Origin of the sequence: Sorangium sp. So ce281, assembly GCF_051527395.1 — a bacterium.
Lineage (GTDB): Bacteria > Myxococcota_A > Polyangia > Polyangiales > Polyangiaceae > Sorangium > Sorangium cellulosum_B.
Map to the genome: position 1 here is coordinate 11075214 of NZ_CP150322.1, position 24646 is coordinate 11099859.

Consider the following 24646-nt stretch of genomic DNA (forward strand, 5'->3'; position numbering starts at 1 on the left):
GCGCTCTTCCAAACTGCTGCGTGAACGCTCATGATTGTGCTCCCCGCATTGCTTACGCTCCAATCTGGCTCGCTACCCACCCTGACCGCTGCACGAGCCGCAACTCCGCCGATCATCGATGGTCGGCTCGTTGAGACTGAATGGCAGAACGCGCCGTCGACCGATAGCTTCACTCAGAAGCGCCCTTTCGAGGGCCAGAAACCGACCGAACGCACCACGGTGCGCGTCCTGTACGACGATGATGCGGTGTACGTCGGCATCGCCTGCGCGCAGGAGAGCGCGCCGGTGGTCGCGCGCCTCGCGCGGCGTGACCGGCAGGTGGAGTCCGATTCAGTCACGGTCGGGCTCGATACGCGGATGGATGGCAGGACTGCGTTCGAGTTCACCGTCAACGCCGCGGGGGTCCTCTCGGACGGAGTGTACGCCAACGACACTGATTTCTCATCAGACTGGGATGGGCTCTGGGAGGCGCGCACCGCAATCACGCGTGGCGGGTGGTCGGCGGAGCTCCGTATCCCGCTGCAGGCGTTGCGGTACGAGTCGGACCGGGTGCAGCGCTGGGGTCTTCAGGTGCGGCGCTACCTGTCGGCGCGCCGGGAGCTCGACGAATGGGCATTTGCCCCGGCGGCCCGCGCCGGGGAGGTATCGCGTTACGGTCGGCTCGAGGGGATGTCGAGGTTGCATCATCGGGAAAGCCTCGACTTCTTGCCGTTCGCGATCGCGCGACTGCGCCGGGACGCCACCACGGGCAGCGTGGTCCCGGACGCCTCCGCGGGCTTCGATCTGCGGTGGCGCGTGACCCCGCAGCTCACGTGGAACGTTACGCTGAATCCCGATTTTGGCCATATCGAGGCAGACCCCGCCGTGCTCAACCTGGACTCATTCGAGACGTTGCGCACCGAGAAGCGCCTCTTCTTCGTCGAGGGCGCCGATACCTTCAATACACCGCTTAACCTGTTTTATACGCGTCGCATAGGTCGCATTCCCGCCGAGCCAGCCTTGACCGATGAGGCGCCCCACCATGAAGAGCTCGCGCAGACCCCGGCACCCGCGACCATCCTGGGCGCTGCGAAGCTTGTCGGCAACATCGGCAGGCACTTCTCGCTCGGACAGCTCGTCGCGATCACGGACCAGGAGACAATCGCGGTTCGACGCGCTGACGGCAGCCTCGCGCACCGCGTGGCCGAGCCGCTCACCGGGTTCACGGTGCTTCGGCTCGCGAGCGATCTTGGCGCTGGATGGCAGGTCGGCGGGATCGCGATGTCCACCCACCGGGCGGAGTCGACGGGCAGCTATCCGCGCGCGCCCTCAGACGGGGGCTCGCCTGGGCTCCAGCGCTGCCCCGGCGGGGAGGAGGTACGGGCCGGACAGCGCTGCTTCCACGATGCGTATGTCGGCGGCGCCGACGCGACCTGGCGGTCACCCTCGGGTGACTACGTGGCATCCGGGCAGGTCGGTGCATCGGTGATTCACGAGGGCCCGCCGCGCACCATGCCGGACGGCACGGTCATTGCGTCGGGAGACGTCTCTCCCGCGGGTCGCGTGCTTGTCGCCAAAAAGGGGGGAAATTGGCTCTGGGAAGTCAAGTACGAGAGCCGGGGCCGCAGGGTCGACTATAATGATCTCGGCTACATGCAACGCCAGAACCATCAGATTGGCGTCGCGACGCTTCGATATCGCTCGCTGACACCTTGGTGGACGACCCTGAACACGAACACGGAGGTAAGCTTCTTCGATCACGAGACGCTCGAATTCTTGAATCTCCAACGGGGAGCTTTCGTGGAGTCAACGTGGACGCTGAAGAACTTTTGGGAGCTCTTCCTCAATGTCACATACAGCGCGCCCCGGTTCGACGACCGCGAGGTCGGTGACGGGACCGCCCTCCAGCGCGGCGGCTTCTGCAGTGTGTCCGCGGCCGTCTCGACCGACCCCCGGAAGCCCGTTCGGGGCGAGCTGTCCTCGTGGGTCGATGTCCTCGAGGATGGCATGAGCTGGAACGCAGAGGCGGCCGTGACATTCCTGCCTCTGCCGCAGCTCGAGTTCTCGTTCTCGCCTACCGCGTTCTACACCTCCGGGGAGCAGCGCTACTTTGCGACCGAGCGCGGCGCCCATCTGTTCGGCGAACTTCGGGCGCAGAGCCTGGGGCTCACCCTGCGAGGAGCCTACACCCTCACGCCGCGGCTAAGCTTCGAGGCCTATGCACAAGCGTTCATCGTATCAGAGGCGTACGGTAATTATACCACGTTTCCCGCGGTTCGCTCAGGTCCGCCGCCCCGCATCCGCCTGCGCGATCTAGGCCCTGCTCCAGCGTCGGCCGAAGCGAACCCGGATCACGAGTCCGCTACGCTCATTGCCAACCTGGTGCTTCGCTGGGAATACAGCCTGGGGTCGACGTTCTTCCTCGTTTACACGCACGACCAGAACGGGGATAGAACACCGCCATCCGGTGAGCCCGCTACGCTGCGCCTGCCGCTGCTCGCGCCGAGAGCGGCCTCGGACGCGCTCCTGCTCAAGATATCGCACTCGTGGCGCTGATTGCCGGCGCCGCCCCCGGCACCGGCGTAAGCGCCCGGCCATCGCCATGGGCACGGCTCCTTGCGGCTCTCGCCGGGGTCGACGATGCTGGGCGCGGGGTGGCGTCGGCCCACGACTCGGCGCGGGCACGGGCGGTCCTGAAACAGGGCACTCCTAAACGTTTCGTGGGTGCACGGTGCGAACGCCCGTGCACCCACGAAACGTTTAGGAGTGCCAGAAAGTCGCGTAGCGAGCCGTCTCCCAGCTCGTCCCTGAGCCACCGCCACGCGGACCAGGAGCCGCGACTGAGGAGCCGTTCGATGATCATCGCGCGGTCGGCTTGCCACGTCAGCTCGTCGAAATCGTACTCCCAGAAGAACGGCCGGAGCAGCTCGGGCAGCTTGTCGTTCCGCGAGCGGCGCGCGCGGCCTCTGGTCGGCAGTGTTTCCCCGCGGGGAGCGGGCTTGGGCTCGGACGTCGGGAGCGCGGTACTGGCACCTTACCATGGTTGCGACGTGTTCACGCCAACGGTCGCCAGATCTCCCGCCCTGCGAGATCCTCATCGTTCTCCCGTCTCCCCTCGCTCACGCCGCGACCCCCTCACGCCTTGCCGATGTGGCGGCGGACGGTTCGCCCGCGCCCGCCATCCGGCGCGCGGCGAGCTCCTCGTCGGGCGGGACCGCGGCGCGCGGGGTCGCGGCGCCGTCGAGCGTGTCGGGCGCGCCGAGCCGCCCGCGCCGGGCGGAGCGCAGGTGCTCGATGAAAAGGCGGCGAGCGATCGCCACCTCCGAGGGCGCCACGCTCGCGCCGCGCCCGTAGCTCGCGTGCGCTCTTGTGCGGGTCAGCCGACCCGGTGCTCGACGCTGTGCGCCCCGACGTGCCGGCGGAGCTCGACGTTGAAATGCTGGAGCACCCAGCGCTCCGCGTCGGTCATGGACGAGAAGACCCTGACGGGGTGCGGCGGCGGCTTCAGCCAGTTGAGCGCGGTCAGGATGCCGTTCACCAGGCTGGAATCGCCCACGATGCCGGACGCGAGCAGGTGCGCGCGCGCCTGCTTCTCGTAGTCGACGTACATCTGCGCGACGGCTCGCCGCTGCACCGCGTTCGGCATGCTGCTGCCGCGCGTGTCGTTGATCAGGCCGAACGGCCCCGAGACGATGAGCTGGATCATGCCCCTCATCAGCACGTCCCACTCGTCCTGGGTGTAGTGCTCGCCGGCCCGCATCACGACCAGCGGATAGCGCGAACGATCCAGCTCAATCCCGCGCGCCAAGGCCGCCTCCGTCCCGACGGACGCCACGCTGGACCGAAACGCGGATGGACGCGTACGAGAGGGCGGTCGCGGAGCATGCGGCGGTCATGTACGTCCCGGTCGGCTCAGAAGGGCAGCATTCAAATGAAGAGCAAAGCGATTCGCGGCTGTCAATGACAAATCATGGCGCTGACGCGAGGCGACAAGAATCTCGTGCGCGCCCCGCGCCTCCTGGACAGCCACGCTGTATCCACCGTTTCTGCGCGCTCCGGAGGGATCGTCGCGGAGGACGGCCGGGCGCGGACGCAAGTGCCCGAAATTGTTCCCCAACCTCGGCTGTGTTCGGCGCTCCTCCGCCTCCTCTCTGCCTCGGCGCCGCCGGCACGGACACAGCACAGAGGACGTGGGACGGTGCCCAGTCACCCGCCGTCGTAGGGCCCCAGAAACACCGGCCCCGGCGCGAGCAGCTGAGTGCCGTTCATCAACCAGACCGCCGCCTGGTTCGTTCCTGTGGCGTACCAGAGCACGTCCGCCATGCCGTCGGCGTTGTAGTCCCGCGCGGTGACGACGTGAAAGCCGCGGCCGAGCCCGGGGATGACCGGCCCCGGCGCGACAAGCTGGGTCCCCTCCATCAGCCAGATCGCCGCCAGGCTCTTCTCGGGATGCTCCCAGAGCACATCCACCATCTCGTCGCGGCTGAAGTCATTCATACGAACGGCCTTCCACCCAACCCTGCTCGCCCGCTGCGCCGCGCGCCCCAGGGACGACGCCGCCGGCTCGGCGGCCCAGCGGTCGTGGTCCGGCTCGATGCCCGGCGTGCAGGCAGGCCGGCATGAGGTGAACTGCAGCGATCGCGCACAGCGCAGCCCCTGTCGCCGCAGACCTCCTCACACTCGCCTCGCTTGCGGCTCGGGCGCGGGCGCAAACGCCGGCGCGGGAGATCCGATCCGGTCCGCGACCCTGAGCACGCCGAGCACGTGCGCGGGCCGATAGCAAGCGCAAGGCCATCGAGACCACGGTGTGCGCCCGATCTCGGCGTGGTCACCACATGGTGCCTCACCAGGCCACTCCCCGCTTCTTGCATCGAGGATGGCTCTACCGGGGACGTACACCTGGGAGGAACCTGCGCACGTGCTTGCCTGTCGCGGAGAGCGTCAGTTGAGGCCAGCGGCGACGCTGGCGAGGCCGACCGTGAGATGGACGGCGGTGACGCCGACGAGGGTGCGGTGGCGCGCGTAAAAGAGGCCGAAGAGGACGCTCGCGGCGAAGGTGATGACCGCGAAGGCCAGCGAGACATACAGGTGGAACACGCCGAAGAGCACCGAGGTGACGACGATGGGCGCGAGGCGCCCGGCGTCGGGCAGGAGCCGCTCGAGCGAGGTCTGGATCACGCCGCGCGCGATGAACTCCTGGAGCAGGCAGTGCGGCCCATAGCTCGCGAGGAAGATCGCGAACTCGAGGCGCGAATACCCCGCGACCGAGCCCCAGTCGAGCCACGGCTCGCCCCGCAGGGCCGGCCCCGCGCGGAGCGCGAGGCACGCGGCGAAGGCCATGGCGGCGATGACGAGCGCTTCGCGGAGGCTATGCCGCGCGCCCGAGAGCGTCACGCCGAGCCGCGCGAGCGGCAGCGGCTGCCGCCGGACGAACCACCCGATCGGCACGAGGAGCAGCAGCAGGAGACCCCACGAATAGCCCATCTGGAGCAGCGGCGGCAGATCCGCGCGGATGAGATCCCGGACGAGCTGCGCGACGCCGAAGAGGGCGATGACGACGAAGAAGAACGCCGCGAGCTCCCGGCGCAGCTCCAGGGCGTCCCGAGCGCCGCGGCGGAGGAGCTCGATCTCGAGGCGGAGCAGGCCGTGATCGGCGTCGCTCGCCGCAGCCAGCCCGGCGCGCTCGGTCGAGCGGTCGCGCCGGCCGGTCGACGGGCGCGCGTCGCGGGCGGCGGAGCCAGCGAGGAAAGGAACATGGTGTGGGTCGATCACGTCGGAGGAGGATTCGAGCAAGCTCATAAGACTATCCCCATTGAACCATCCATGATGTCACGACTCTGGGCGAGCGATCAAGCGCGTAAGAGGTTCGCCGTTGTAACAGCCAGCGTGGTTCGCGTCGTTCACGTTGGTTCTCGCTGTTTACGTGGTTCGCGTCTGGTTCCCGCGGCGGGCACCAGCTCGGCGTGGCGGGTACCAGCTCGGCGCGGCGGGTACCAGGCCAGCGCGGCGGACGCCAGGCCCAGCCGTCGGTCGGAACCTCGCGAGCCTTGCGAACCTCGCGAGCTTTGCCATGGGCGCGCATGCCGCTATCAGGGAGGTCGTTCCTCCGAGCCCGGCGCGATGCCATGGATGAGCGGGCGCCGAGCTGGGCGAGGACGGCACGACAGGGGGCAGACCACACCGTGCGGCTCGGGATCCGGCTTCAGCTCTTGTTCGCGCTCGGCGCGCTGCTCTTCCTGGCGTTCGTGCCGCTCTTCTTCGCCGTGGCGAGCCTCACGCGGGCCACGATGAGCGGCGCGCGCGCGTCGAGCGCCCGCGCGATCGGCCGCGCCATCGCCGGGCACGTGGCCGCGGCGCGGACGACCCGCTCCGCCCCGGAGCTCTCGCTCCTGCTCGAGGCGCAGCTCGGCCCGGACGGGGCGTCGGCGATCGGCGTCTACGACGCGGCCGGGGCGCTCTCGGGCCGCGCCGGGGAGCCGGAGATCGCGGCGACGCTGCCGGCTTCGGTGGAGGCCGGCACGGAGGTGCTGAAGACGGTGCGGACGGCGCGCGGCGATGCGCTCCTGGTGGTCGTCCCGGAGCCCGCGCGCGAGGCGGCGTCCCTCGCGGAGCCGGCCCCCGCGGCGTCGACGGGCTCCGTGGCCGTGCTGGTGCCGACCGACCCGTCGACGGTGGCCGCCGCGCCGCTCGTGCGGATCGTGGCGCTCTACACGGGCATCGTGGCGCTGGCGCTGCTCGTGTTCGCGTACATCTCCATGACGCACCTCGTGGTGCGGCCGATCGACGCGGTGTCGGAGGCCGCGCGCCGCGTGGCCGGCGGGGCGCGCGACCTGGAAGTGCCGCGGGCCGGCGCGCGGGAGCTGGCGGAGCTCGGCGCGAGCCTCGCGCTGATGACGGGCCGCCTCCGCGCCGACGAGGAGTCGCTGCGGGCGAAGATCGCCGAGGTCGAGCGCTACGCGGCGGACCTGAAGAGCGCGCAGGAGCGGCTGGTCCGCTCGGAGCGGCTCGCGTCCGTGGGGCGCCTGGCGGCGGGGCTCGCGCACGAGATCGGCAACCCGCTCGCGGCGATCCTCGGCCTGCAGGATCTGCTGCTCGCCGGCGGCCTCACGCCGGCCGAGGAGCGCGATTTCGTCGAGCGGATGAAGCGGGAGACGGAGCGGATCCACAAGATCCTGCGCGACCTGCTCGACTTCGCCCGGCCCGCGGCGCGGGGCGCGGCCGAGGGCGGCGGCGATGGAGAGGCAGGGCACCTCTCCTCGGGGTCGGTCGCGGAGGCGATCGGCGACGTCGTCTCGCTCGTCACGCCGCAGAAGGCGTTCCGCGCGATCGAGCTCGAGCGGGACGTCGCGCCCGACGTGCCGGCCGTGCCGCTCGCGCACGGGCAGCTCGTGCAGGTGCTCCTGAACCTGCTCCTGAACGCGGCCGACGCGGTGCCGCGCGTCGGGGGGCGCGTGGCCGTGCGCGCGTCGCGGGGCGCGGGCGGGGGCGCGCGGATCGAGGTGGAGGACAACGGGCCGGGGATCGCCGAGGCGGTCCGCGAGACGCTGTTCGAGCCGTTCATCACGACCAAGGAGGTCGGCGAGGGGACGGGGCTCGGGCTCGCTGTGTGCCGGGGGCTCGTGGAGGCGGCCGGCGGGACGATCGGGGTCGAGCGAGGCACGGACGGCGGGGCGCGGTTCGTGGTGCTGCTGCCGGGGGCGGCCGACAGGCATGGCTGATGGGAAGGCCAACGCGCGATCCCACGCGCGATCCCACACGACCGGAGCGATCGGCAGTGGCCCTCGCTTCCTCCGTCTGGCGGCGAGCCCCCGCCCTGCCCTGGGCGGGAGCGCTCTACTCCTCGACGGCGCCCGGAATCCACCACGAGGCGACCGCGAGCTCTCCGTTGAAGGGCGGTAGCACGACGCGCTCGTCGTCCTGCGCGGTCGCCGTGAGCGCCGGCCTCCCACCGACCGTCTCGAAGACCTCGACCAGCCGGCGCATCGGGTCCACGATCCAGCTCCAGCCGACGCCGGAGCGCGCGTAGAGCGGCAGCTTCACCGCCACGTCGTCGCGGGCGGTCCGCGGCGACAGGACCTCGCAGCACCAGTCGGGGAGGATCGTCAGCGGGTTCTCGTCCGGCAGCTCGGGCACCCGCTCGACCCGGAAGCCGCACAGGTCAGGCACGGCGAGCCGGCCGCCGGGGAAACGGATCTCCGTCTCGGGCTCGATCCACCAGCCGACGCCGCCGACGTTCGCGTCGAACGGGACGAGGCCGTGCAGGCAGAGCCTGGCCGCGCGGCGGTGGCGCTTCCCGGGCCGCGACATCGTGCGGAGGACGCCGGGCTCCAGGATCTCGCCCGTCAGGTGCTCGGGCAGGGCGCGGATGCTCTGGTAGAGCTCCTCGAAGGTCGGGGGGGTCGTGGCGCGGTGACCCATGCCGACGAGCGTATCCGAACGCGCGCGGTGCGCGAGCGGCGATCGGGCCGCGTCAGTTCACGTCCCGCCCCGCGGACGGCCAGGGGCGCTCGCCGCCGAGCTGATCGAGCTCCTTCCGGAGCTCGTCGGTCGGCGCGAGCACCTGCATCCGCTCGAGCACGCTGCGCAGCCGCGACGCGTCCGAGCGGCTCGAGTAGATCGACCGCAGGTTGTTCAGCATGCGCACCAGGATCTGCCGCTTCTGCGCGGGCACGAGCAGCCGCGGCTCCGGATCGCGCGTGGCGCCCGTGGCCCGGGTGTGCAGCGCCCGCAGGTCGTCCCGGCCGAGCAGGCGGCCCTCGAACGGGTCGATGAGCAGCACGCCGCCGCGGACCGGCGTCCTCACAAGGAAATGGCCCGGGAACGAGACGCCCTGGGCCTCGAGGCCCGCGCGCCAGCACACCTCGAGGAGGACGACGGCCAGCGTGATGGGGATGCCCGTCCGGCGATCCAGGACCTCGTGCAGGTAGCTGTTCTTCGGATCGTAGTAGTCCCCGGAGTTGCCGTGGAACCCGAGGTCGCCGTAGAACCAGCGGAGCAGCTGCTCGATGGGGCCGCTGCCCGGCGTCGCCTCCGCGGCGCGAAGGGGGCGATCGACCGCGCGCCGTGCCTCGCCGCCGAGCCGGTCGAGCACGCCGAGGTAGTGCGGGATGTCGAGGCCCGGGTACGCGGCGTCGTCGATGAGGAGCGCCGCCTCGGCGAGGTCGAGCTCGTCCTCCGGTCTCCCGGCGATATGCGCAAAGAGCGTCAGACTCACCGGCGCGGCCATCGGACCGAGCGTAGCGCCACCCGACGGAGATGGTCTAGCGCCGCCCGCCGGAAGTCCCGGCGAAGGCCGGACTTCCGCGCCGCTTCGCGGGGGCTTCGCGCGGGCAGCCTTGACTTTGTCTCCTCGGGGCTTCGCCCCGCTCCACACCCCGGCGTCGGCTTCACCTATTCCGGTGTGTCAGAATTCCGCCAGGGACTGTTCCTTGGCGCCGCTCGCGTGGACTCGCTGCCGGAGCCTTGCGGCTCGCCAGCGCCCGCAGGCTCTGCTGAGATCGCCTGTCATATGGTGAACCAGCGTCACTCTTTGGAGTGAGCTTGATTTTCCGATCGCGCTTGGATTTTCGAGCTCCCGCGCACCGGTTCAAGGCTTGCGCGCAATGATCTCGAGCCTGTCGACGCCGATTCGGAGCTGCGCGGTGCCGGGTCGCCGCGCGACGATGCTCGCGGCGCCGTGAATGCCCATCTCGGCGAGCTGCTTGCGGATGCGGCACACGTCCACATTGAGCTTCCATTGATCGACGCCCAGCATGCCGCAGAGCACGTCGCGATCCACCCAGCCTCGATCCTCCGGCGAGCCCGCGCGGTGCTCGGCGCGCGCCCGCGCGAGCGTGAGCAGCACGTAATGGTATGCCCGCGGCGCGAGCGGGAGAACCCCGCTGTCGTGAAGGACCGATACATCCACGTGCTCTTCGTCGGGGCTCACCGAGAAACGGAGGCCGATCGCCTCGAGCACGAGCCCGGCGCCCGCGTCCCACGTCGCGCGGATCGCGGTCGGGAGCAGGAGCTGCCACGGCTCGCCTTCTACGACCAAGAGCGCATGGTCTTCCACGGCGGCCGTCCCTTCCTCTCGCTCTGCGACCCAGCGGCCCGCGCTGTCCTCGAAGACCGTGACGAGCGGCCGATCCTCGCTCGGCAGGACGAGCACGTGATCGGCTGCCGATCGGAGCTCGCCCGTCCTCACGCAGCGCGCAGCGGGCACGGGCGCGGTCGCGTCCACCAGGACGAACCCGACGCCCTCTCCGCCGAGCGTGACGACGGCGCCTGGGCCGAGCGGCGTTCGTTCGCCGGGCCCGAGCCGCCGACCGTCGAGGAACGTGCCGTTCTTGCTGCCGAGATCCTTGAGCTCCCAGCGCCCCTCGATCCAGCGCACGATGGCGTGCTCCCCGGAGACGCGCGGATCCTGCGGGCGCAGGTCGCAGGGTGCGTGTCTTCCGATGAGGTAGCGGGGCCCCAGCGTCGTGCGGCGGTTCGTCCCGAGCTCCTCCAGGATTCCCAAGGTGCCGAGACACTACAGCACCGAGGTGACCGGAAAAAGGACCCTCGGCTAAGCTCCTGGACCGGTGAGCGACGCGACCCTCTCCCTGCTCCTGCCCGAGGGGCACGCTGCGCCGGACCCGGCGCGGCCCGTCGCTTTCCCCGAGCGGTACGACGATCTCGGTCGCATCGCTGCCGGTGGGTTCGGCGAGGTGCGCCGCGTCCGCGACAAGCTCCTCTCGCGCACGATCGCGATGAAGATCCAGCGGTCCGAGCACGCCGACGAGCCGCGGAGGCGCTCGCGCTTCCTCGCGGAGTCCGAGATCACCGCGGGGCTCTCGCATCCTGGGATCGTGGCCGTCCACGATCGCGGCGAGCTCCCGGATGGGCGGCTCTGGTACACGATGCAGGAGGTGCGTGGCCGCACGTTCGAGGTCGTGCTCGCGGAGCTCCACGAGGGCAAGACGCCCGCGGGGTTTCGCCAGGGCGCCGCGGCGTTCCGCAGGGCGGTCGATGCGCTCGCGCGCGTGGCGCAGGCCGTCGCGCACGCGCACGGCCGGGGCATCCTTCATCGGGATCTGAAGCCTTCGAACGTGATGGTCGGGGACCTCGGCGAGGTCCTCGTCATGGACTGGGGGCTCGCGCGGCGTGTGCTCGACGTCGAGGCGCCGGACGGCGGTGGCGCGGCGGAGGTCGACGACGAGCGCGCCCTCGACCCGTCGCTCACGCGCGAGGGGGATGTGCTCGGCACGCCCGCGTACATGCCCCCAGAGCAAGCGCGCGGGGAGCGTCACCGGCATGGACCGCGGAGCGACGTGTACGCGCTCGGAGCGATCTTGTATCACCTCCTCGCCGGCAGGCCCCCGTACGCGGCCGAGGGATGGGCGTCCTTTCGCGCCATCCTCGCGGGCCCGCCGATCCCCGTGATCGCGGCGGCCGCGGGGGGGCCGCCGCCGCCCGTCGAGCTCGTGGCGGCCTGCGAGCGCGCGATGGCGCGGGTGATCGAGGCGCGTTCCCCTGACGCGGGTGCGCTGGCGGAGGACCTCGTCGCGTGGCTCGACGGCGCGCGGCGCAGGGAGCAGGCGAAACGCGCGCTCGCAGCCGCGGAGGCGAAGAAGCCTTCGCTCCTTTCGTTGCGGGGCCTCTCGGCGGAGCGCCAGGCGGAGGCGGATGGCTTGCTCGGGGCCATTCGTCCTTTCGATCCGATCGAGAAAAAGGAGCCGGGGTGGCGCTGCGAGGACGAGGCAAAAGCCCTCTCCGTAAAGGCCGAGATCGCGGAGATCTCGTTCGTCGAAGCGGTTCATGGCGCGCTCAGCGTGGATCCGGACCTCGACGAGGCGCACGCGGCGCTCGCGGACCATTATCACGATCGGCTCTTCGAGGCGGAGCGCGCGCACGACGACGCGAACGCCGCGCGCTGTCTCGCCCTGCTCCGCGCGCACGATCGAGGGCGGTACGCGGCCGTCCTCCGCGGCGAAGGCGCGGTCTCGCTGGCGACGGATCCACCCGGGGCCGAGGTGGTGTGCGAGCGTTATGTCGAGCGGGGCAGGCGCCTCGTCCCCGAGCCCTTTGGCTCGCTCGGCCGTACGCCGCTCGATCGCGTGCCGCTGCCGCACGGGAGCTACCGGTTGCGCGTCCGCTCGCCGGGACACGCGGAGGTCTTTTATCCGGTGCTCGTCGAGCGTGCCGGGCACTGGGACGGTCGCGCCCCGGGGGAGCACGACGCCTCCCCGATCGTGCTGCCCGCGGAGGGCGAGCTCGACGCGGACGAGGTGGTCGTCCCGGCGGGCGTCGCATGGTTGGGTGGTGATCCGAAGGCCGGGGACAGCTTGCCCGGACAGAGGATCTGGATCGACGCGTTCATCCTGAAGCGGTTCGCCGTGACGAACGACGAGTACCGCGCCTTCTTGAATGATCTCGTGCGCCAAGGCCGTGAGGGAGACGCCATCGCTGCCTGTCCGCGCGCTCAGCTCGGGATGGGGGAAGAGCGGATGGTCTTCACGCTCGGCGGCCGCGGGGAGTTCACCCTGGGCGACGATCACCTCGGGCGCCCGCTCCTGCCGGACGCGCCGGTGACGCTCGTCGACTGGTTCGGCGCGGCGGCCTATGCGCGCTGGTTCGCCTCGCGGACGGGGAGAGCCTGGCGGCTCCTCGACGAGCTCGAGCGGGAGAAGGCGGCGAGGGGCGCAGACGGACGGCTGTGCCCCGCGGGGCATCATGTGGACGCGCAGTTCCTCCGGTGCGTCGAGAGCGTGGAGAAGAACCCGGCCATCGTGAGCGTGTACGAGGATCCGGTGGACGAGAGCCCCTACGGCGCGCGCGGGCTCGGCGGAAACACGCGAGACTGGTGCGAGAACGCCTGGCGGCGGGATGGTCCGTGGATCGAGCGAGGTCGGCTCGTGCGGGAGACGGCGCTGGGCGACGAGGTGCGCGCGGTGCGCGGCGGATCGTGGAGCAGCCCGCTCGAATTTTGCAGGGTCGCGGCGCGGTTCGGCAATGCTCCGGCGAGCCGGCGGCTCACCATCGGCCTCCGGCTCGCGCGATGTCATCCGAGGGTGTCCATCGCCTTGAAGTAGCTCGTGCCGGAGCTTCCGGGTGTGTTGTCGTTCAGCGTGAGCTCGCAGGTCGAATCCAAGGGGATGTGGCCGTCCGTGTCGCTCCACCACACGGCGTTCCCCCTCGCTTCCGAGAGGGTCTCCGTGATTCCGCTCAGATCGACGCCCCAGGTCACGCTCCCCGCATTCGTGTACATGAACCTCTTCGTTCCCGACGAAACAGGCTTGTCCTTGGGCTCGAAGCTTCCGGGCGTCGCGGCCTTGAATTCGTCGGCGCTCGAGGTCGGGGTGCCGCCCTTGGTGGCTTTGACGGTGAGCGAGCCGCTCGTCGGCCAGGCCCCCGAGATCTGGTAGTAGATCCGATCGCCTGAAAATCCGGTGGGGGGGGCCTTCGAGGGCGGCTGGTAGATGGTTGCGATCGTCCCGTTGGGATCGGTCAGCACGATGAGCATGCCGCCGTCGATCTCCTCCGTGTGCGCCTCTGTCTTCGTCCATGCATCCATCGGTACAAATCGTACTCCGCTCATGTTTCTTCTCCTGGTGTGCGATGCCCCCATCGGAGAGCGAGGCCTGGACGCACCTTACGACCGTCCGTACGCCCGGGGCCATTTCAGCATATATCACCCTATTTCAGGGGCGAAAGGCCGCGTGAAGAGCGCGGAGGAGGAGCCGTGCGCGAGGATGCGGGAGGGTGATCGAGCGTCGGTCGGGCTCGGGGAAGCTCCGGATCCGCGTCGACGCGATGGAGACCACGAGGCCCCGATGGGCGCGAAATCGGCTGATATGGCCTGAAATAGCGAAGGCCGCTCGCGAGGTGCAAGGTCACATCCTGTGAGCGCCGCGGCGGGCCCTGGGACACCGGAGTCCGGAGGCGGCGCGAGCATCTCCACCGAGAGCGCTTGGCCGGCGGACAGCCGGCTCCGAGAGGAGTCCATCCATGAGCACCGTGAACGTGAACAATTCGATCGTGATGACCCGTGGTCTTGGGATCGCCCTGCTCGCCGCGGGCGCGTCGCTCGCCGCCCTCGGCTGCGTCGCGGGGGAAGGACAGGAGCCTTACGAGGCTGAGGACGTGGCCGAGGCGGCCGAGGCCGTCACCTTCGGGGGCCACGACTACCTCTTCGTGACGAACCTCATGAGCTGGAGCGCGGCGCGCTCCTACTGCGTTCAAAACGGCTACGACCTGGTGACGATTTCGAGCCCCGCGGAGCAAGCATTCCTGACGGCCGAGGAGACCAGCCGGGCGTCGAGCCCCTTCTGGATCGGCTACAACGACAGAGGGGTCGAGGGGACGTTCACCTGGGCGTCCGGCGAGCCTGCTGTCTATGTGAACTGGAGGCCTGGCCAGCCGAACAACGACAATAGCCAGGACTGCGTGGAGGACAACTCGCAGGGCACGTTCCAGTGGAGCGACGTCGATTGCTCGAGCGATCGGCATTTCATTTGCGAGCGCGGCTCCGTGCCGGGCCAGGACGGCACCGTCGCCTTCAACGTGAGCAACACGAAAGACGCCACCAAGAACACGCAGGACGTGCCGCTGAACCTCAACGCCGGGATGCTCCTGACGTTCGGGACCTGCGGCGTGGCGGGCGCCTCCAAGTCCGGTGACACGCTCATTCGCCTCATCGGCCCTTCGGGCGACCAGCTCCGAAAGAATGACGACGCCTGCGGCGGCACCGGCTCCAACCTATCGTACGTGCTCCCGACGACCGGAACGTACATCCTCCGGGTCGGCTGCCACGGCTCCGGGTCGTGCAGCGGCACGATGGCGTACACGTACTGAGCGGGACGAGGAGCGGTGGAGGGGCTCCGGAGGTTTTCCAGGCTGCCCGCGCTCCAGGCGATGCTGGATCGCAAATCCTGGCGGAATTTCCGACACACGGAGCTACGCCGTGCCGTCGTCCCGAATTTCCGACACACGGAGCTACGTCGCGCCATCGTCCCGCGCGCCGTCGTCGAGCCACGCGTCGACGCGGACCCCGACCAGGTTGCGCCTCTCCATCGCCGCCAGGATGCGCGGGAGCGCCAGGGGCCCCGCGGGCGCGTGGTCGTCGCGCTCGGCCGCGTCGTGGAGCAGCACGATGGCCCCGTCGCGGAGCCCCGGGATGATCCGCGCCGCCACCCGCCCGGGGTCCGCCCCGGCGAGCCCGTCGAACCCCCGCGCCGACCAGCCGATGACGTCGAGGTCGAGCGCGTCCACCACGCGGGCGATGCGCGGGCTCGTGTGGCCGACCGGCGGCCTGAAGAGGGTGGGGCGGGCGCCGGTGATCCGCTCGATGACGTCGAGCCCTTGCCGGAGGTCGCGCTCGACCCGGCGGGCCGAGCGCAGCGAGAAGAGCCGGTCGTGCGCGTGGCTGTGCAGGGCGACGGCGTGGCCCCGCGCCGCGATCTCGCGGACGAGCTCCGGGTGGGCCTCGGCCTTGCGGCCGATGACGAAGAACGTCGCCTTCACGCCCGCCTCGTCGAGGAGCGCGAGGACCGCCGGCGTGTGCTCCGGGCTCGGCCCGTCGTCGAAGGTCAGCGCCACGCCCCGCGCGCCGGGCGGGCCGCGCTTCACCACGTCGACGAACATCCCGAGCCCGAGGAAGAAGACCCCGCACAGGACGAGCGCGAGGTAGCCGGCGATGGCCGCGCCCGCGACCGCCATGGGCACCGGCGCGACGAGCAGCGAGCGCGCGACCAGCGCGAGCGCGCCGAGCGACGCCGCATAGAGGAGGGCCCGCGCGAACGGCACCGGCTACTTCTTCGTGCGCTTCTTCTCGGCCTCGACCTCGAGGTCGTCGTCGAGCTCGTCCGCCGCGGCGGAGGCGGCGATGCGCTTGTTGTTGCCCCCGGCCGCCGCCTTCACCGCCGGCTTCGCGCCCGGCTTCTCCTCGTCCGAGGGGTCGTTGTCGGCCTCGTAGAAGCCGCCGAGCAGCGCGGCGATCGCCGCGAGCGACGTGATCGCCAGGCCGCCGAACGTCCCGGTGCCCCCCGCGGCCTCGCCGAGCGACAGGTTCGCGCCCCCGAGCTCGCCGAGCGGCACCGGCACCGGCACCGTGAGCCACCTGCGCGCGGCGTACATCAGGCCAGCGCCGAGCAGCGCCCCGACGAAGGCCTTCATCCCCGCCTCGATCTTCGCGTCCTTCGCCCAGATGGGCTTGCCCGCGACCAGCCCCACGAGGACCCCGGCGAGCGCCGCGGCCAGGTAGGCGACGATCGCCATGGGCGCGGCGAAGCCGAGCTTCGCCAGCGCGAAGCCCAGCAGGCCCCCCACGATGAGCCCCTTCACAACCCCGAGGATCAGGCGACCCAGCATCAGATCCATCCTTGGCACGACGCGGGGCGCCGTTCAACATCGCGCAGCGTCGTGGCGCCGTTCAAACGCGGCCCCGCACGGTCGCGTTCCTGGCGCCGTCCCGCGCCGTTGCGTACCGTTCCGCGCCGTTGCGTACCGTTCCGCGCCGTTCCGCGCCGTTCCGCAGGGCGCCGCGTTGTGAACGCGACCGCGCGGCGCCATCGGCCCGCGCCAGGAGAGCGACCGCGCCGCGCTCCCTGTGGTAGACGGCCCCCTACCGCCCGGGTAGCCCGCTCCTCCTCGACAACGCGCTCGGCCCTGCCGCGCGCCGCGTCCCTCGCCGCAGCCTGACCCGGGCTCCGACCGGCCGTGCTCTTCAATACTCTCCGTTACGCCGAGTTCTTCGCCGCCGTCTTCGTCGGATCGTGGGCGCTCGTGCGGTACGCCGGCGCCTGGCCGCGCCTCGTGTTCCTGCTGCTCGTGAGCTACGGGTTCTACGCGGCCTGGGACTGGCGCTACCTGCCGCTCATCTTCGCCTCGTCCACGGTCGACTTCCTGCTCGCCCGCGCGATCGCCCGCGAGGAGCGGCCCCGGGCGCGGCGCGCGATGCTCATCGCCACCGTGGCGCTGAACCTCGGGTTCCTGGGGTTCTTCAAGTACTGGAACTTCGCGCTCGAGAACGCCGCGGCGCTCCGCGCCCTGCTCACGGGCGAGCCGGCGAGCGTGGGCCACGCGTTCCGGGTGCTCCTGCCGCCGGTCGGCATCTCGTTCTTCACGTTCGAGTCGATGAGCTACGTCATCGACGTGTACCGGGGCGAGCTGCCGCCCCACAAGAGCTACCTCCGCTACCTGCTCTTCGTCGCCTTCTTCCCGCACCTCGTCGCCGGGCCGATCGTCCGCCCGCGGGACCTGCTCCCGCAGTTCGAGCGCGCCCCGAGCCTCACCCTCGAGGAGGGCGGGGGGGGCCTGTTCCTCGTCGCGATCGGCCTCGTGAAGAAGGTCGTCCTCTCCGACCAGCTCGCGCTCAACCTCGTCGACCGCGTGTTCGAGCGCCCGGAGAACTACTCGGCCCTGGAGGTCCTCGCGGGCGTCTACGGCTACGCCGCGCAGATCTACTGCGATTTCTCGGGCTACACCGACATCGCGATCGGCTCGGCGCTCCTGCTCGGCGTGCGGTTCCCGAAGAACTTTGACGCGCCGTACAAGGCGCACAACCTCGCCGATTTCTGGCGCCGCTGGCACATCTCGCTCTCCACCTGGCTCCGCGACTACCTGTACATCCCGCTCGGCGGCAACCGCGGCTCCGAGCTGGCGACGTACCGCAACCTGATGATCACGATGCTGCTCGGCGGCCTCTGGCACGGGGCATCGTGGAACTTCGTCTTCTGGGGCTTCCTCCACGGCCTCGGCCTCGCCGTGACGCGCGCCTTCCAGCGCGCCGTCCAGCGCCGGCGACCGGCCGGCGAGGGCGAGCGCGGGGGCGCGACCGCGAGCTCGCCGCTCTCCCGCGTTCCCCTCCGCGCGCTGTGCGTGCTGCTGACGTTCCACTACGTCTGCTTCGCGTGGATCTTCTTCCGCGTGCCGACGTTCTCGCAGGCCGTGCTCATCCTGCGGCAGATCGGCACGCTGACGACCTTCCACCCGAACCTCCCGCCCGTGCTCGTCGCGCTCCTCGGGGTCGCGCTCCTGTCCCACTACGTGCCGGAGCGCCTCTACGAGCGCGCCCGCGGCGCCTTCATCGCGGCGCCTGCGCCGGTGCAGGGCGCGCTGCTGTTCCTCGTCGCCGTCGGGCTCCACGAGGCGGCGAGCGCGGCCGCGGTGCCGTTCGTGTACTTCCAGTTCTGAGAGCGGCGGTCACCCGCTTCGGATACGGGCCCATCTCGGCGTTTTCGGTGCTCAGCGCACTGGAGTGCGCTTCCGCGCCGAAAACGCCGATCTGGACCCGTCTCCTGTGCGGGTGACCGCCGCTCTGCGGCGCGTGTGCAGAGCGTGCGCGACGGGGCGGAGGGAGCGGGCCACGATCAACGCAGGTGAGGCCATGACGATGGATCGAACGTGGGGAATGCCGGGGGCGCGGGCGCCGGCTGCTCCTGCATCCACGCCGTTGTCTCGACCCAGAGCGCGAGGTACGGGATGGGCGCGGAGCGGCGGATCAGCATCAGCAGGAAAGGTCCTGCGACGATGAAATAGCGCTTCCGCGCCGGCGCCCCATACCCGTGCATGACCGCCTCCGCGGTCACGCTGGCGCCTGCCTCGTCGAGCCTGAACTTCACCAGCTGCTGCACTTCATCGAAGCTCCTGCCCTGAAGATCTCGATTGCAGAGAGGCCGATGGGTGAGCTCGTCGAACCGTCGGCAGACCTCCAACTCGAGCCGTGGAACCCACAGCGTTTCGTCGGGTTGGAGCGCGCGGTCCTCAGGGCGCAGCCGCTCGAGCCGGTCGAGCGCAGCCCCCACCGTCACCCCGAGCCGACTGCAGGGCGGGATCTGGGCGATGACGATGCGGTCCTCGGTCTCGCCCGCGCAGAGCTCGATGACGAACTCGTCCGACGACACATAGTCGTGTGCGATGACCTGCGCGCGACGGGCGGGGTTGTCGGGATGAGGGCCGTCGTCGATCCCGAAGGCGCGGACATACCGCCCCTGAAACCAGCGATCCCGCATGGCGAAGACCGTCGGGAATTGGAGGTCGCGCGAGAGATAGCCGTAAGCGAGCAGCTCGTCAGGCGCCACGCGGCTGGGCAGCAGGCGCGGATCGGCGTCAGGGAACTTGGCATGGAGCTCGCTGCGCAGTTGCTCGAGGACTCCCTCGGCGCCAAAGCCGGCCCCGGTGACGCACCACGCCGGGTTGACGACCTCGTCGAGAGGGACGCGGTTCATGGCGTCGGCAAGAGACGTCTGCGGGTCGAAGCGCAGCGGGCCGAAGCGATCCTGCAGCTTGCGCCAGGCGAGCGCGAGCGGGACGCAGAAGACGAGATCCGTCCCCGGGGCGTGGGGCTCGGCAAGGGTGGCACACATCGTGATGGGCATTGGGCCTCTCCTGAGCGAATCAGCCGATTCGATGAGGCTACGATGACGGCTCGAAAGGCGTCATCCTGCCGAGCTTCCCCGCGATCGTCACACCGGGCAGGGTTGGATGATCATACATTTTGTCGCCAACGCAGCCAATGGTCGTTGCACCAGTTGCGCTCGCGATCTGCTGTGCGATCGATCCTCCCGGCTGCCCCGGAGGCTCAGTTCCACCATGGCACACCGTCATATGAATTGTGCTGCCCCTGAACCCGGCGCCGTGAATAAGTTGGCCGAGATCCCGACCTGACCACCCGTGCCCAGTGAAGTTCGGTGCCCACTGCCACTGTTTCTCTTCGTTGTTGTATTGCCACGCGTTACCGTGGGCATAGGCGAGCTGCCCCGGGTTGCCATGCCCGTAGAGATCGACGTGCGGCTCGCCCGCGAGCACGTTCGGCGTTCGTCCGAGCTCGCTCCAGTGCACGATGCGCTGGCCGGTCTTCGCGGCGCGTGACTGTGCGCCGTGCCGGCACTGCCAGTCATCGCTCATCAGCAGGATCACCAGCCCCAGCGGGTCGATCCACGCCGTCACGTTGGGCACGAACGCCACCTCGAACGCCGACGCGTCGGGGCCGAGCGGGTCCGCCGTGGTGAACGTCCCGAGCTCGGGCGCGTACCAGCGCGCGCGCTGGTAGCAGAGCCCCGTGAGCTCGTCCTGCCGCTGGCCGGCGAAGCGCAGCCCCGTGAACCTCCCCTCGGCGCGCCCCTCCGCGCCGAGCGCGCCGAGATCGAGCGAGGCGAGCGCGCCGGTCGGATCCACCATGAGCCACGGCGTCGACGCCGCGTCCGTCACGACGCCGCGGAAAGCGCCGCCCGCCTCGGCCTCCGCGAGCGGCGTGTGCTCGTCGTCCGCAAACACGCGGCGTACCGATCGGCCGTCGCTGCCGATCTCCTCGACCGGCGCGTTCTCGTCCCAACCGTACCAGATGCTGGTGCCATCGCTGCGAAGCTCGCCGAGCCGCCGAGCGAAGGCGTCGTAGTGATACTGGACGACGAAGCCGTCGCCGCGCTCCGCGCGCGCGAGCTGATCCAGGTCGTCGTACGTATACGCCCAGATGCCGCGCCGATCCGGCGCAGCGCGCCCCGACAGGCGGCCCAGCACATCCCATGTGAAGGCCGCGGTCTCGGTGCGCTGCACGCGGCCTGCCGGCCCAACGACGACGCCCGACCCTGTGACCGGCGTGCCGGTCACGTCGTAGGTGAACTGCTCCTCGACCCCGAGCCCCGCGACCGCCAGCGGGCGGCCGTAGACGTCGAGCGCGTAACGGCGCCTGCCGTGTGCGCTGTCCTCGACCTCCGTCACCGGCCCGCCCGCGCTCCAGGCATACCGACGCTCGCGCAGCGGCCGGCCCGCGGCGTCCTCGACCGTGATGACCACCGGCCGCCCGCTATCGTCCCGCGTGGTGCGGATCGCATAGCCGCCCTCGCGCACGCGCGCCGTCTCGCGGCCCAGGCCGTCCTCCTCGATACGGACGCGCTCGACCCCCGCCGCCGACTCGATCGTCATCGACGCGACGCCGCTGCCATGCTCCCGATCGAGCTTGATCTCCCAGCCCGTCGAGTAACGTCGGCCCACCGTGTGGCCCTTGGCGTTGAACGCCCGCTCCACGACGAAGCGGAACCCGCCGAGCCGCTGCTCCTCGCGCACGACACGCCCGAGCGCGTTGCGCTCCAGCAGCACATCGGTCGCCCCGCGCGTGGCTCGGCGGACCAGGCCCCGCGGGTCGTAGGCGAACGTCGTGACGACGTCGCCGTCCTCCCGGTGGACCGGCGCGCCCGTGCGGTCGTACACGAAGCGCCGGACCACGGCGCCGGGCACCTCCGCGCGCACGACGCGGCCGCGCACGTCATGCTCGTACTCCGTGAGCACGCCGGAGAACGTCTTGCTCCGGGCGACGTTGCCGCAGGCGTCGCGCTCCATCGAGAGGCGCTCGCCGGCGGGGTTCTCGATCCACGCGAGCCGGGCAAGCGCGTCGTATCCATAACGAAAGCGGCTGCCGTCGGCCTTGATCTCCTCCACGAGCAGCCCCCCGGCGTAGCGGAGCCGCGTGAGGCCGCCGCCCGGGTGGCGCGTGGCGACGCGGCGGCCAGCGTCGTCGTACCCGTGCTCGACCACGACGCCCCCCGGCCCATTCACCCGCACCGGCAGGCCGCGGCTGTCGTACTCGAGCTCGTAAACCGCGCCGCGCGGCGTCTCCACGCGCACGAGCTGCCCGAGCAGATCGTGCGTGTAACGGAAGGTCGCGCCGCTCGGCCACGTGCGCTCGGCCAGGTTGCCGCGCGCGTCGTAGACGAAGCGCTCCGCCGAGCCGTCCGGACCGGTGATCGCGGTGACCTGACCGCGCGCGTCGTACGCGTACGACGTCCTCGCGCCGAGCGGATCGATCCGCTCGATCACCTCGCCGTGCGGCCCGGGGACGAGCGCGTACCGCTCGCCGGCCGGATCACGCACCTCGGTGATCGCGCCGTCGCCGTCGCGGCGCCGGAGCGAGAACGAGCGGCCCTCCGCGTCCTCGAACCCGACGAGGCGCCCCGCCGCGTCGTACGCCCGGCGCTCGCCGCCGTCCGGTGTCACGGAGCGCACGACCTGCCCCAGGGTGCTGTAGACGAGCTGCTTCCACCCGCCTCGCGGATCCTCGTAGCGCTCGACGAGCCCGAGCGCGTTGCCCCGGTAGCGAAAGCGGGCGCCGAGGCCGTCCTGGACCGCGGTCTCGAACGGGCCGGGCCCATAGCTGAGCCGCATCGCGTAGAGGCCTCGCGGCCGCTCCGCGGCGAACGCTTCGGGCGCGCCGATCGCGACGAGCACGTCTCCGCCCTCGAGGTCCGCCCACGTCTCGACGCACCGCCGCTGGCCCAGCACGTCGGCGTAGCGGAAGTGGAACGTGAGTCCGTCGGGCTGGCGCTCGCGTACGAGGTAGTGCTCGTCGTCGTACGCGTAGCAGACCTCCGCGCCGCCGGCGTCGATCACCCGCACGAGATCGCCGGCCTCGTCGAGCTCGTACGTCACGAGCCGGCGGCGGTGAACGGCGCCGTCCTCACCCGTGATCTCGACCCACCAGACCTTGTAAGGCCCTTGGCGATCGAGCCACGCGTGGCGCCCGACGGAGTCGACGATGCCGACCACCTCGCCGTCGTCCCAGCGGATCTCGGCGGCGTTGCCGAACCGATCCCGGAGCGCCGCGAGCCGGTACTGCCCGGCCTCGCCCGCGGGCCGAAGGACGCGGAGCAGCCCGTCGTCGAGGTCGACGACGAGCGCGCCGCTCTGCCACCACAGTCGCCGTCCGAATGGCAGGAGCAGCTCCGTGCCGGCGTCGGGCTCGCGCATGGCCGTGCGGCGCAGCGTCTCGTCGATGAGCGTGAGCACGCCGTCGCGGAGCTCCGCCCGCCAGGCGAGCGCGTGTGACCAGCCATGGCCCAGCCCGACGCGATCGCGGACGGACGACGTCCGGTAGAAGCGCGTCCAGGCGACCGGCAGGAAGCCGGGCAGCAGGAAATCCGTGCGCGGGGGCGTGTACAGGGTTCCGGTGATCACGTCGACCGGGTGGCCAGCTCCGGCCTGCCCCTCCCCGGCCGGCGCCGCCGGCGGGCTGGGCGGCCCCGCACCCTGGTTGCTTCCGCCGCCCCCGCCCCCGCCGTTGCTCGGGCCCTGCGGCCCTCCCGCGCCCGGTGCCCCCGCCCCTGCCCCGCCCCCGCCGCCGCCGTCGCCCCCGCCCCCTGCGCCGCTGGCGCTGCCGCTCGCGCCGACGGTGATCGACTTGTTCATCTGTCCCATGCTGCCGGTGATGCCGGCCATGCCGAGCTCGATGAGCACGTTGGGCGCGCCGAGCCACGGGAAGCACGGCCCGCCCGTGTTGAAGCTGACGACCTCCTTCAGCGTGCCGGGCTCGTTGCCGTGACACGCCTTCATGCAGCCACCCACGGTCAGGATCTTCGCGCCGGTGATCTTCGTGCGCATCGGGGCGTCGATGATCCCCTCGGACACCGTGCCCGCGGTCGGGTAGGGGATAGGCACCGGGCTCGGCGCTGCGGGCGTGGTGCACACGCTGACCGCCATGCCGGTCATCTGATGCCCCGACTTCTCGGTGATCGTGTCCATCCCGAGCGCGGTGACCTTGCTCATGAGCCGGCGAGCGTAGCTGCCTGCTGGAGCGGCAGTCTACGCACGTGTCAGGTCGACCACGGCCGCGGAGTGTGATGGGCTCGGCCGCGATGACGACGCGTCCCGCCGGCACGACCCCGGCCCGCCGGCTTGGATGGATGACGCTGTCCGTCGCCGGCGCAGAGATGAGTCGGCGCGATCTCCCGTTGTGATCTAGGCTCTCGCCGTGCGCCCGCCCCCTCTCGCCGCCCTCGCCCCCCTCGCCGTCCTCCTTACCGGCGCGCTCTCGCCGGCGTGCAGCGTGTCCAACGTGCCCTCGAACGCGATGCCGATGATCCGGGCGCGCGCCACCTCCGACCTCGATTGCGCCGACAAGGACGTCCGCATCGAGGAGCAGCTCGGCGGTCATTTCAAGGCCGTCGGCTGCGGTCGCAAAGCGTACTACCGGGCCGCCTGCGAGGCGCTCCGCTGTGTGGTGAGCGGCGAGGGCGAGGCGATGGTCCCGTGGAGGGACCGCCCGGATCCGGCCGAGGTCGACCGGCAGCGGAACCGGCTGCCGTTCGAGTAGGCCGGGGCGCATCGGATGAACGCGCTGCGCGCCCGGCGCGCTCCTCCGATGCGCCCGGGCGGCGCGCCAGCGGCAAGCGCCGGCGGACAGCGGCTTTTCGGGCCTTTTTCGGGTACGCGCGGCCGGGCCTGAGGTAGCCTGCGCCGTCCCGGGGCTTTGCCGCGGGTTCGGCCATGGGCTACATCACCACCGAGAGCTGTACGTGACGGACACGGAGCAGGCCGACACCGACGCCCGGCCGGAGCCGGATCCGAGCTCGCCGCCGGACGCGCCGTCCGACGCCGAGCCGCGGCGCCCGCCGAAGAAGCGCGGGAAGCGGCGCGACGGGAAGGCGGCGCCGCCCCCCGGCAACGACGCGCCGGCGCACCCTCGCGATCCCGAGATCGAGCGCCTCGAGCAGGCGTTCGAGCGCGGCGACTACGCGCTGGTCCGCGCGGAGGCGGGGCGGCTCGCGAAGGAGGCCGAGCGCGACGAGATCCGCCGCGCGGCGCGGGCGCTGCTGCGCCGGATCGACCCCGACCCGCTCGCCGTCGTCCTGCTCGTCGCGGCCATGGCGCTGCTCGCGTTCCTCGCGCTCTGGTACTGGTCCCACGGCCACGCGGCCCCGTGACGCCCGCGACG

At 71.0% G+C, this 24646-nt stretch carries 20 protein-coding genes; 7 read left to right on the plus strand and 13 right to left on the minus strand.

Annotated features, from left to right (window positions below; all coding sequences use genetic code 11):
* Nucleotides 1–30 precede the first annotated feature (30 nt).
* A complete protein-coding gene (locus WMF27_RS42515; RefSeq protein ID WP_437943526.1) occupies nucleotides 31–2535 on the plus strand; it encodes a DUF5916 domain-containing protein in 2505 nt (834 codons plus the stop codon).
* Here WMF27_RS42515 and WMF27_RS42520 read toward each other — a convergent pair.
* The 5 genes from WMF27_RS42520 to WMF27_RS42540 all read right to left on the minus strand — a co-directional run bounded on the left by WMF27_RS42520 (nucleotide 2510) and on the right by WMF27_RS42540 (nucleotide 5778).
* On the minus strand, nucleotides 2510–2956 hold the full coding sequence (locus WMF27_RS42520) for a DUF6922 domain-containing protein (RefSeq protein WP_437944559.1): 447 nt from the start codon (nucleotides 2954–2956) through the stop codon (nucleotides 2510–2512). The genes WMF27_RS42515 and WMF27_RS42520 overlap by 26 nt on opposite strands.
* 142 nt (nucleotides 2957–3098) lie before the next feature.
* Complete coding sequence (locus WMF27_RS42525; RefSeq protein WP_437943527.1) at nucleotides 3099–3299, minus strand: hypothetical protein; 201 nt, start codon at nucleotides 3297–3299, stop codon at nucleotides 3099–3101.
* A gap of 56 nt (nucleotides 3300–3355) precedes the next feature.
* Nucleotides 3356–3787 carry a hypothetical protein gene (locus WMF27_RS42530; protein WP_437943528.1) on the minus strand — a complete coding sequence of 144 codons (432 nt, stop codon included), beginning with the start codon at nucleotides 3785–3787 and terminating at the stop codon, nucleotides 3356–3358.
* 398 nt (nucleotides 3788–4185) lie between these two features.
* Nucleotides 4186–4476 (minus strand): FG-GAP repeat domain-containing protein, encoded by a 291-nt coding sequence (locus WMF27_RS42535; RefSeq protein ID WP_437763184.1) that lies wholly within the window; start codon nucleotides 4474–4476, stop codon nucleotides 4186–4188.
* A 444-nt stretch (nucleotides 4477–4920) separates the two neighbouring features.
* Nucleotides 4921–5778, minus strand: a complete 858-nt coding sequence (locus WMF27_RS42540) for a CPBP family intramembrane glutamic endopeptidase (protein ID WP_437763183.1) — start codon at nucleotides 5776–5778, stop codon at nucleotides 4921–4923.
* A gap of 326 nt (nucleotides 5779–6104) precedes the next feature.
* On the opposite strand from WMF27_RS42540, the gene WMF27_RS42545 reads away from it, so the two are divergent.
* Entirely contained in the window at nucleotides 6105–7697 is a 1593-nt protein-coding gene (locus tag WMF27_RS42545) for an ATP-binding protein (RefSeq protein WP_437943529.1), read from the plus strand.
* A gap of 115 nt (nucleotides 7698–7812) precedes the next feature.
* Here the strand turns inward: WMF27_RS42545 and WMF27_RS42550 are convergent, their stop codons facing one another.
* The 3 genes from WMF27_RS42550 to WMF27_RS42560 all read right to left on the minus strand — a co-directional run bounded on the left by WMF27_RS42550 (nucleotide 7813) and on the right by WMF27_RS42560 (nucleotide 10480).
* Nucleotides 7813–8397 (minus strand): Uma2 family endonuclease, encoded by a 585-nt coding sequence (locus tag WMF27_RS42550; protein ID WP_437763181.1) that lies wholly within the window; start codon nucleotides 8395–8397, stop codon nucleotides 7813–7815.
* Between the two features lie 52 nt (nucleotides 8398–8449).
* Nucleotides 8450–9205, minus strand: coding sequence for a SirB1 family protein (locus WMF27_RS42555; protein WP_437742681.1), 756 nt, complete (start codon nucleotides 9203–9205; stop codon nucleotides 8450–8452).
* Nucleotides 9206–9565: 360 nt separating this feature from the next.
* Nucleotides 9566–10480 carry an FHA domain-containing protein gene (locus WMF27_RS42560; RefSeq protein WP_437943530.1) on the minus strand — a complete coding sequence of 305 codons (915 nt, stop codon included), beginning with the start codon at nucleotides 10478–10480 and terminating at the stop codon, nucleotides 9566–9568.
* Between the two features lie 64 nt (nucleotides 10481–10544).
* Here WMF27_RS42560 and WMF27_RS42565 point away from each other — a divergent pair, with 64 nt between their 5' ends.
* Entirely contained in the window at nucleotides 10545–13034 is a 2490-nt protein-coding gene (locus tag WMF27_RS42565) for a protein kinase domain-containing protein (protein ID WP_437943531.1), read from the plus strand.
* On the opposite strand, the gene WMF27_RS42570 is transcribed toward WMF27_RS42565, so the two are convergent.
* Nucleotides 13004–13540 carry a hypothetical protein gene (locus WMF27_RS42570; protein ID WP_437763178.1) on the minus strand — a complete coding sequence of 179 codons (537 nt, stop codon included), beginning with the start codon at nucleotides 13538–13540 and terminating at the stop codon, nucleotides 13004–13006. The genes WMF27_RS42565 and WMF27_RS42570 overlap by 31 nt on opposite strands.
* Before the next feature lie 410 nt (nucleotides 13541–13950).
* Between WMF27_RS42570 and WMF27_RS42575 the strand changes: the two genes are divergently transcribed.
* Nucleotides 13951–14796, plus strand: coding sequence for a C-type lectin domain-containing protein (locus tag WMF27_RS42575; protein WP_437763177.1), 846 nt, complete (start codon nucleotides 13951–13953; stop codon nucleotides 14794–14796).
* 141 nt (nucleotides 14797–14937) lie between these two features.
* Here WMF27_RS42575 and WMF27_RS42580 read toward each other — a convergent pair whose 3' ends face one another.
* Complete coding sequence (locus tag WMF27_RS42580) at nucleotides 14938–15747, minus strand: polysaccharide deacetylase family protein (RefSeq protein WP_437763176.1); 810 nt, start codon at nucleotides 15745–15747, stop codon at nucleotides 14938–14940.
* Between the two features lie 3 nt (nucleotides 15748–15750).
* Nucleotides 15751–16311, minus strand: a complete 561-nt coding sequence (locus tag WMF27_RS42585) for a hypothetical protein (protein ID WP_437763175.1) — start codon at nucleotides 16309–16311, stop codon at nucleotides 15751–15753.
* A gap of 348 nt (nucleotides 16312–16659) precedes the next feature.
* On the opposite strand from WMF27_RS42585, the gene WMF27_RS42590 reads away from it, so the two are divergent.
* Nucleotides 16660–18135, plus strand: a complete 1476-nt coding sequence (locus WMF27_RS42590; RefSeq protein WP_437763174.1) for an MBOAT family O-acyltransferase — start codon at nucleotides 16660–16662, stop codon at nucleotides 18133–18135.
* 176 nt (nucleotides 18136–18311) lie between these two features.
* On the opposite strand, the gene WMF27_RS42595 is transcribed toward WMF27_RS42590, so the two are convergent.
* Both WMF27_RS42595 and WMF27_RS42600 read right to left on the minus strand, forming a co-directional pair.
* The gene (locus WMF27_RS42595; RefSeq protein ID WP_437763173.1) at nucleotides 18312–19319 is read right to left on the minus strand and encodes a hypothetical protein; all 1008 of its coding nucleotides are present in this window, start codon (nucleotides 19317–19319) and stop codon (nucleotides 18312–18314) included.
* 37 nt (nucleotides 19320–19356) lie between these two features.
* Nucleotides 19357–23478, minus strand: coding sequence for a PAAR-like domain-containing protein (locus tag WMF27_RS42600; RefSeq protein ID WP_437763172.1), 4122 nt, complete (start codon nucleotides 23476–23478; stop codon nucleotides 19357–19359).
* Nucleotides 23479–23683: 205 nt separating this feature from the next.
* Between WMF27_RS42600 and WMF27_RS42605 the strand changes: the two genes are divergently transcribed.
* Both WMF27_RS42605 and WMF27_RS42610 read left to right on the plus strand, forming a co-directional pair.
* Nucleotides 23684–24025: a hypothetical protein gene (locus WMF27_RS42605; protein ID WP_437763171.1), complete on the plus strand. Its 342-nt coding sequence runs from the start codon at nucleotides 23684–23686 to the stop codon at nucleotides 24023–24025.
* A gap of 202 nt (nucleotides 24026–24227) precedes the next feature.
* On the plus strand, nucleotides 24228–24635 hold the full coding sequence (locus tag WMF27_RS42610) for a hypothetical protein (protein ID WP_437763170.1): 408 nt from the start codon (nucleotides 24228–24230) through the stop codon (nucleotides 24633–24635).
* Nucleotides 24636–24646: the final 11 nt, after the last annotated feature.

Bases quoted from the DNA above. Each gene is read 5' to 3' on its own strand.
- WMF27_RS42535 (WP_437763184.1), bottom strand. From the start codon at position 4,476: ATGAATGACTTCAGCCGCGACGAGATGGTGGATGTGCTCTGGGAGCAT.
- WMF27_RS42540 (WP_437763183.1), bottom strand. From the start codon at position 5,778: ATGAGCTTGCTCGAATCCTCCTCCGACGTGATCGACCCACACCATGTT.
- WMF27_RS42595 (WP_437763173.1), bottom strand. From the start codon at position 19,319: ATGCCCATCACGATGTGTGCCACCCTTGCCGAGCCCCACGCCCCGGGG.
- WMF27_RS42550 (WP_437763181.1), bottom strand. From the start codon at position 8,397: ATGGGTCACCGCGCCACGACCCCCCCGACCTTCGAGGAGCTCTACCAG.
- WMF27_RS42600 (WP_437763172.1), bottom strand. From the start codon at position 23,478: ATGAGCAAGGTCACCGCGCTCGGGATGGACACGATCACCGAGAAGTCG.
- WMF27_RS42575 (WP_437763177.1), top strand. From the start codon at position 13,951: ATGAGCACCGTGAACGTGAACAATTCGATCGTGATGACCCGTGGTCTT.
- WMF27_RS42585 (WP_437763175.1), bottom strand. From the start codon at position 16,311: ATGCTGGGTCGCCTGATCCTCGGGGTTGTGAAGGGGCTCATCGTGGGG.
- WMF27_RS42545 (WP_437943529.1), top strand. From the start codon at position 6,105: ATGGATGAGCGGGCGCCGAGCTGGGCGAGGACGGCACGACAGGGGGCA.
- WMF27_RS42555 (WP_437742681.1), bottom strand. From the start codon at position 9,205: ATGGCCGCGCCGGTGAGTCTGACGCTCTTTGCGCATATCGCCGGGAGA.
- WMF27_RS42515 (WP_437943526.1), top strand. From the start codon at position 31: ATGATTGTGCTCCCCGCATTGCTTACGCTCCAATCTGGCTCGCTACCC.
- WMF27_RS42570 (WP_437763178.1), bottom strand. From the start codon at position 13,540: ATGAGCGGAGTACGATTTGTACCGATGGATGCATGGACGAAGACAGAG.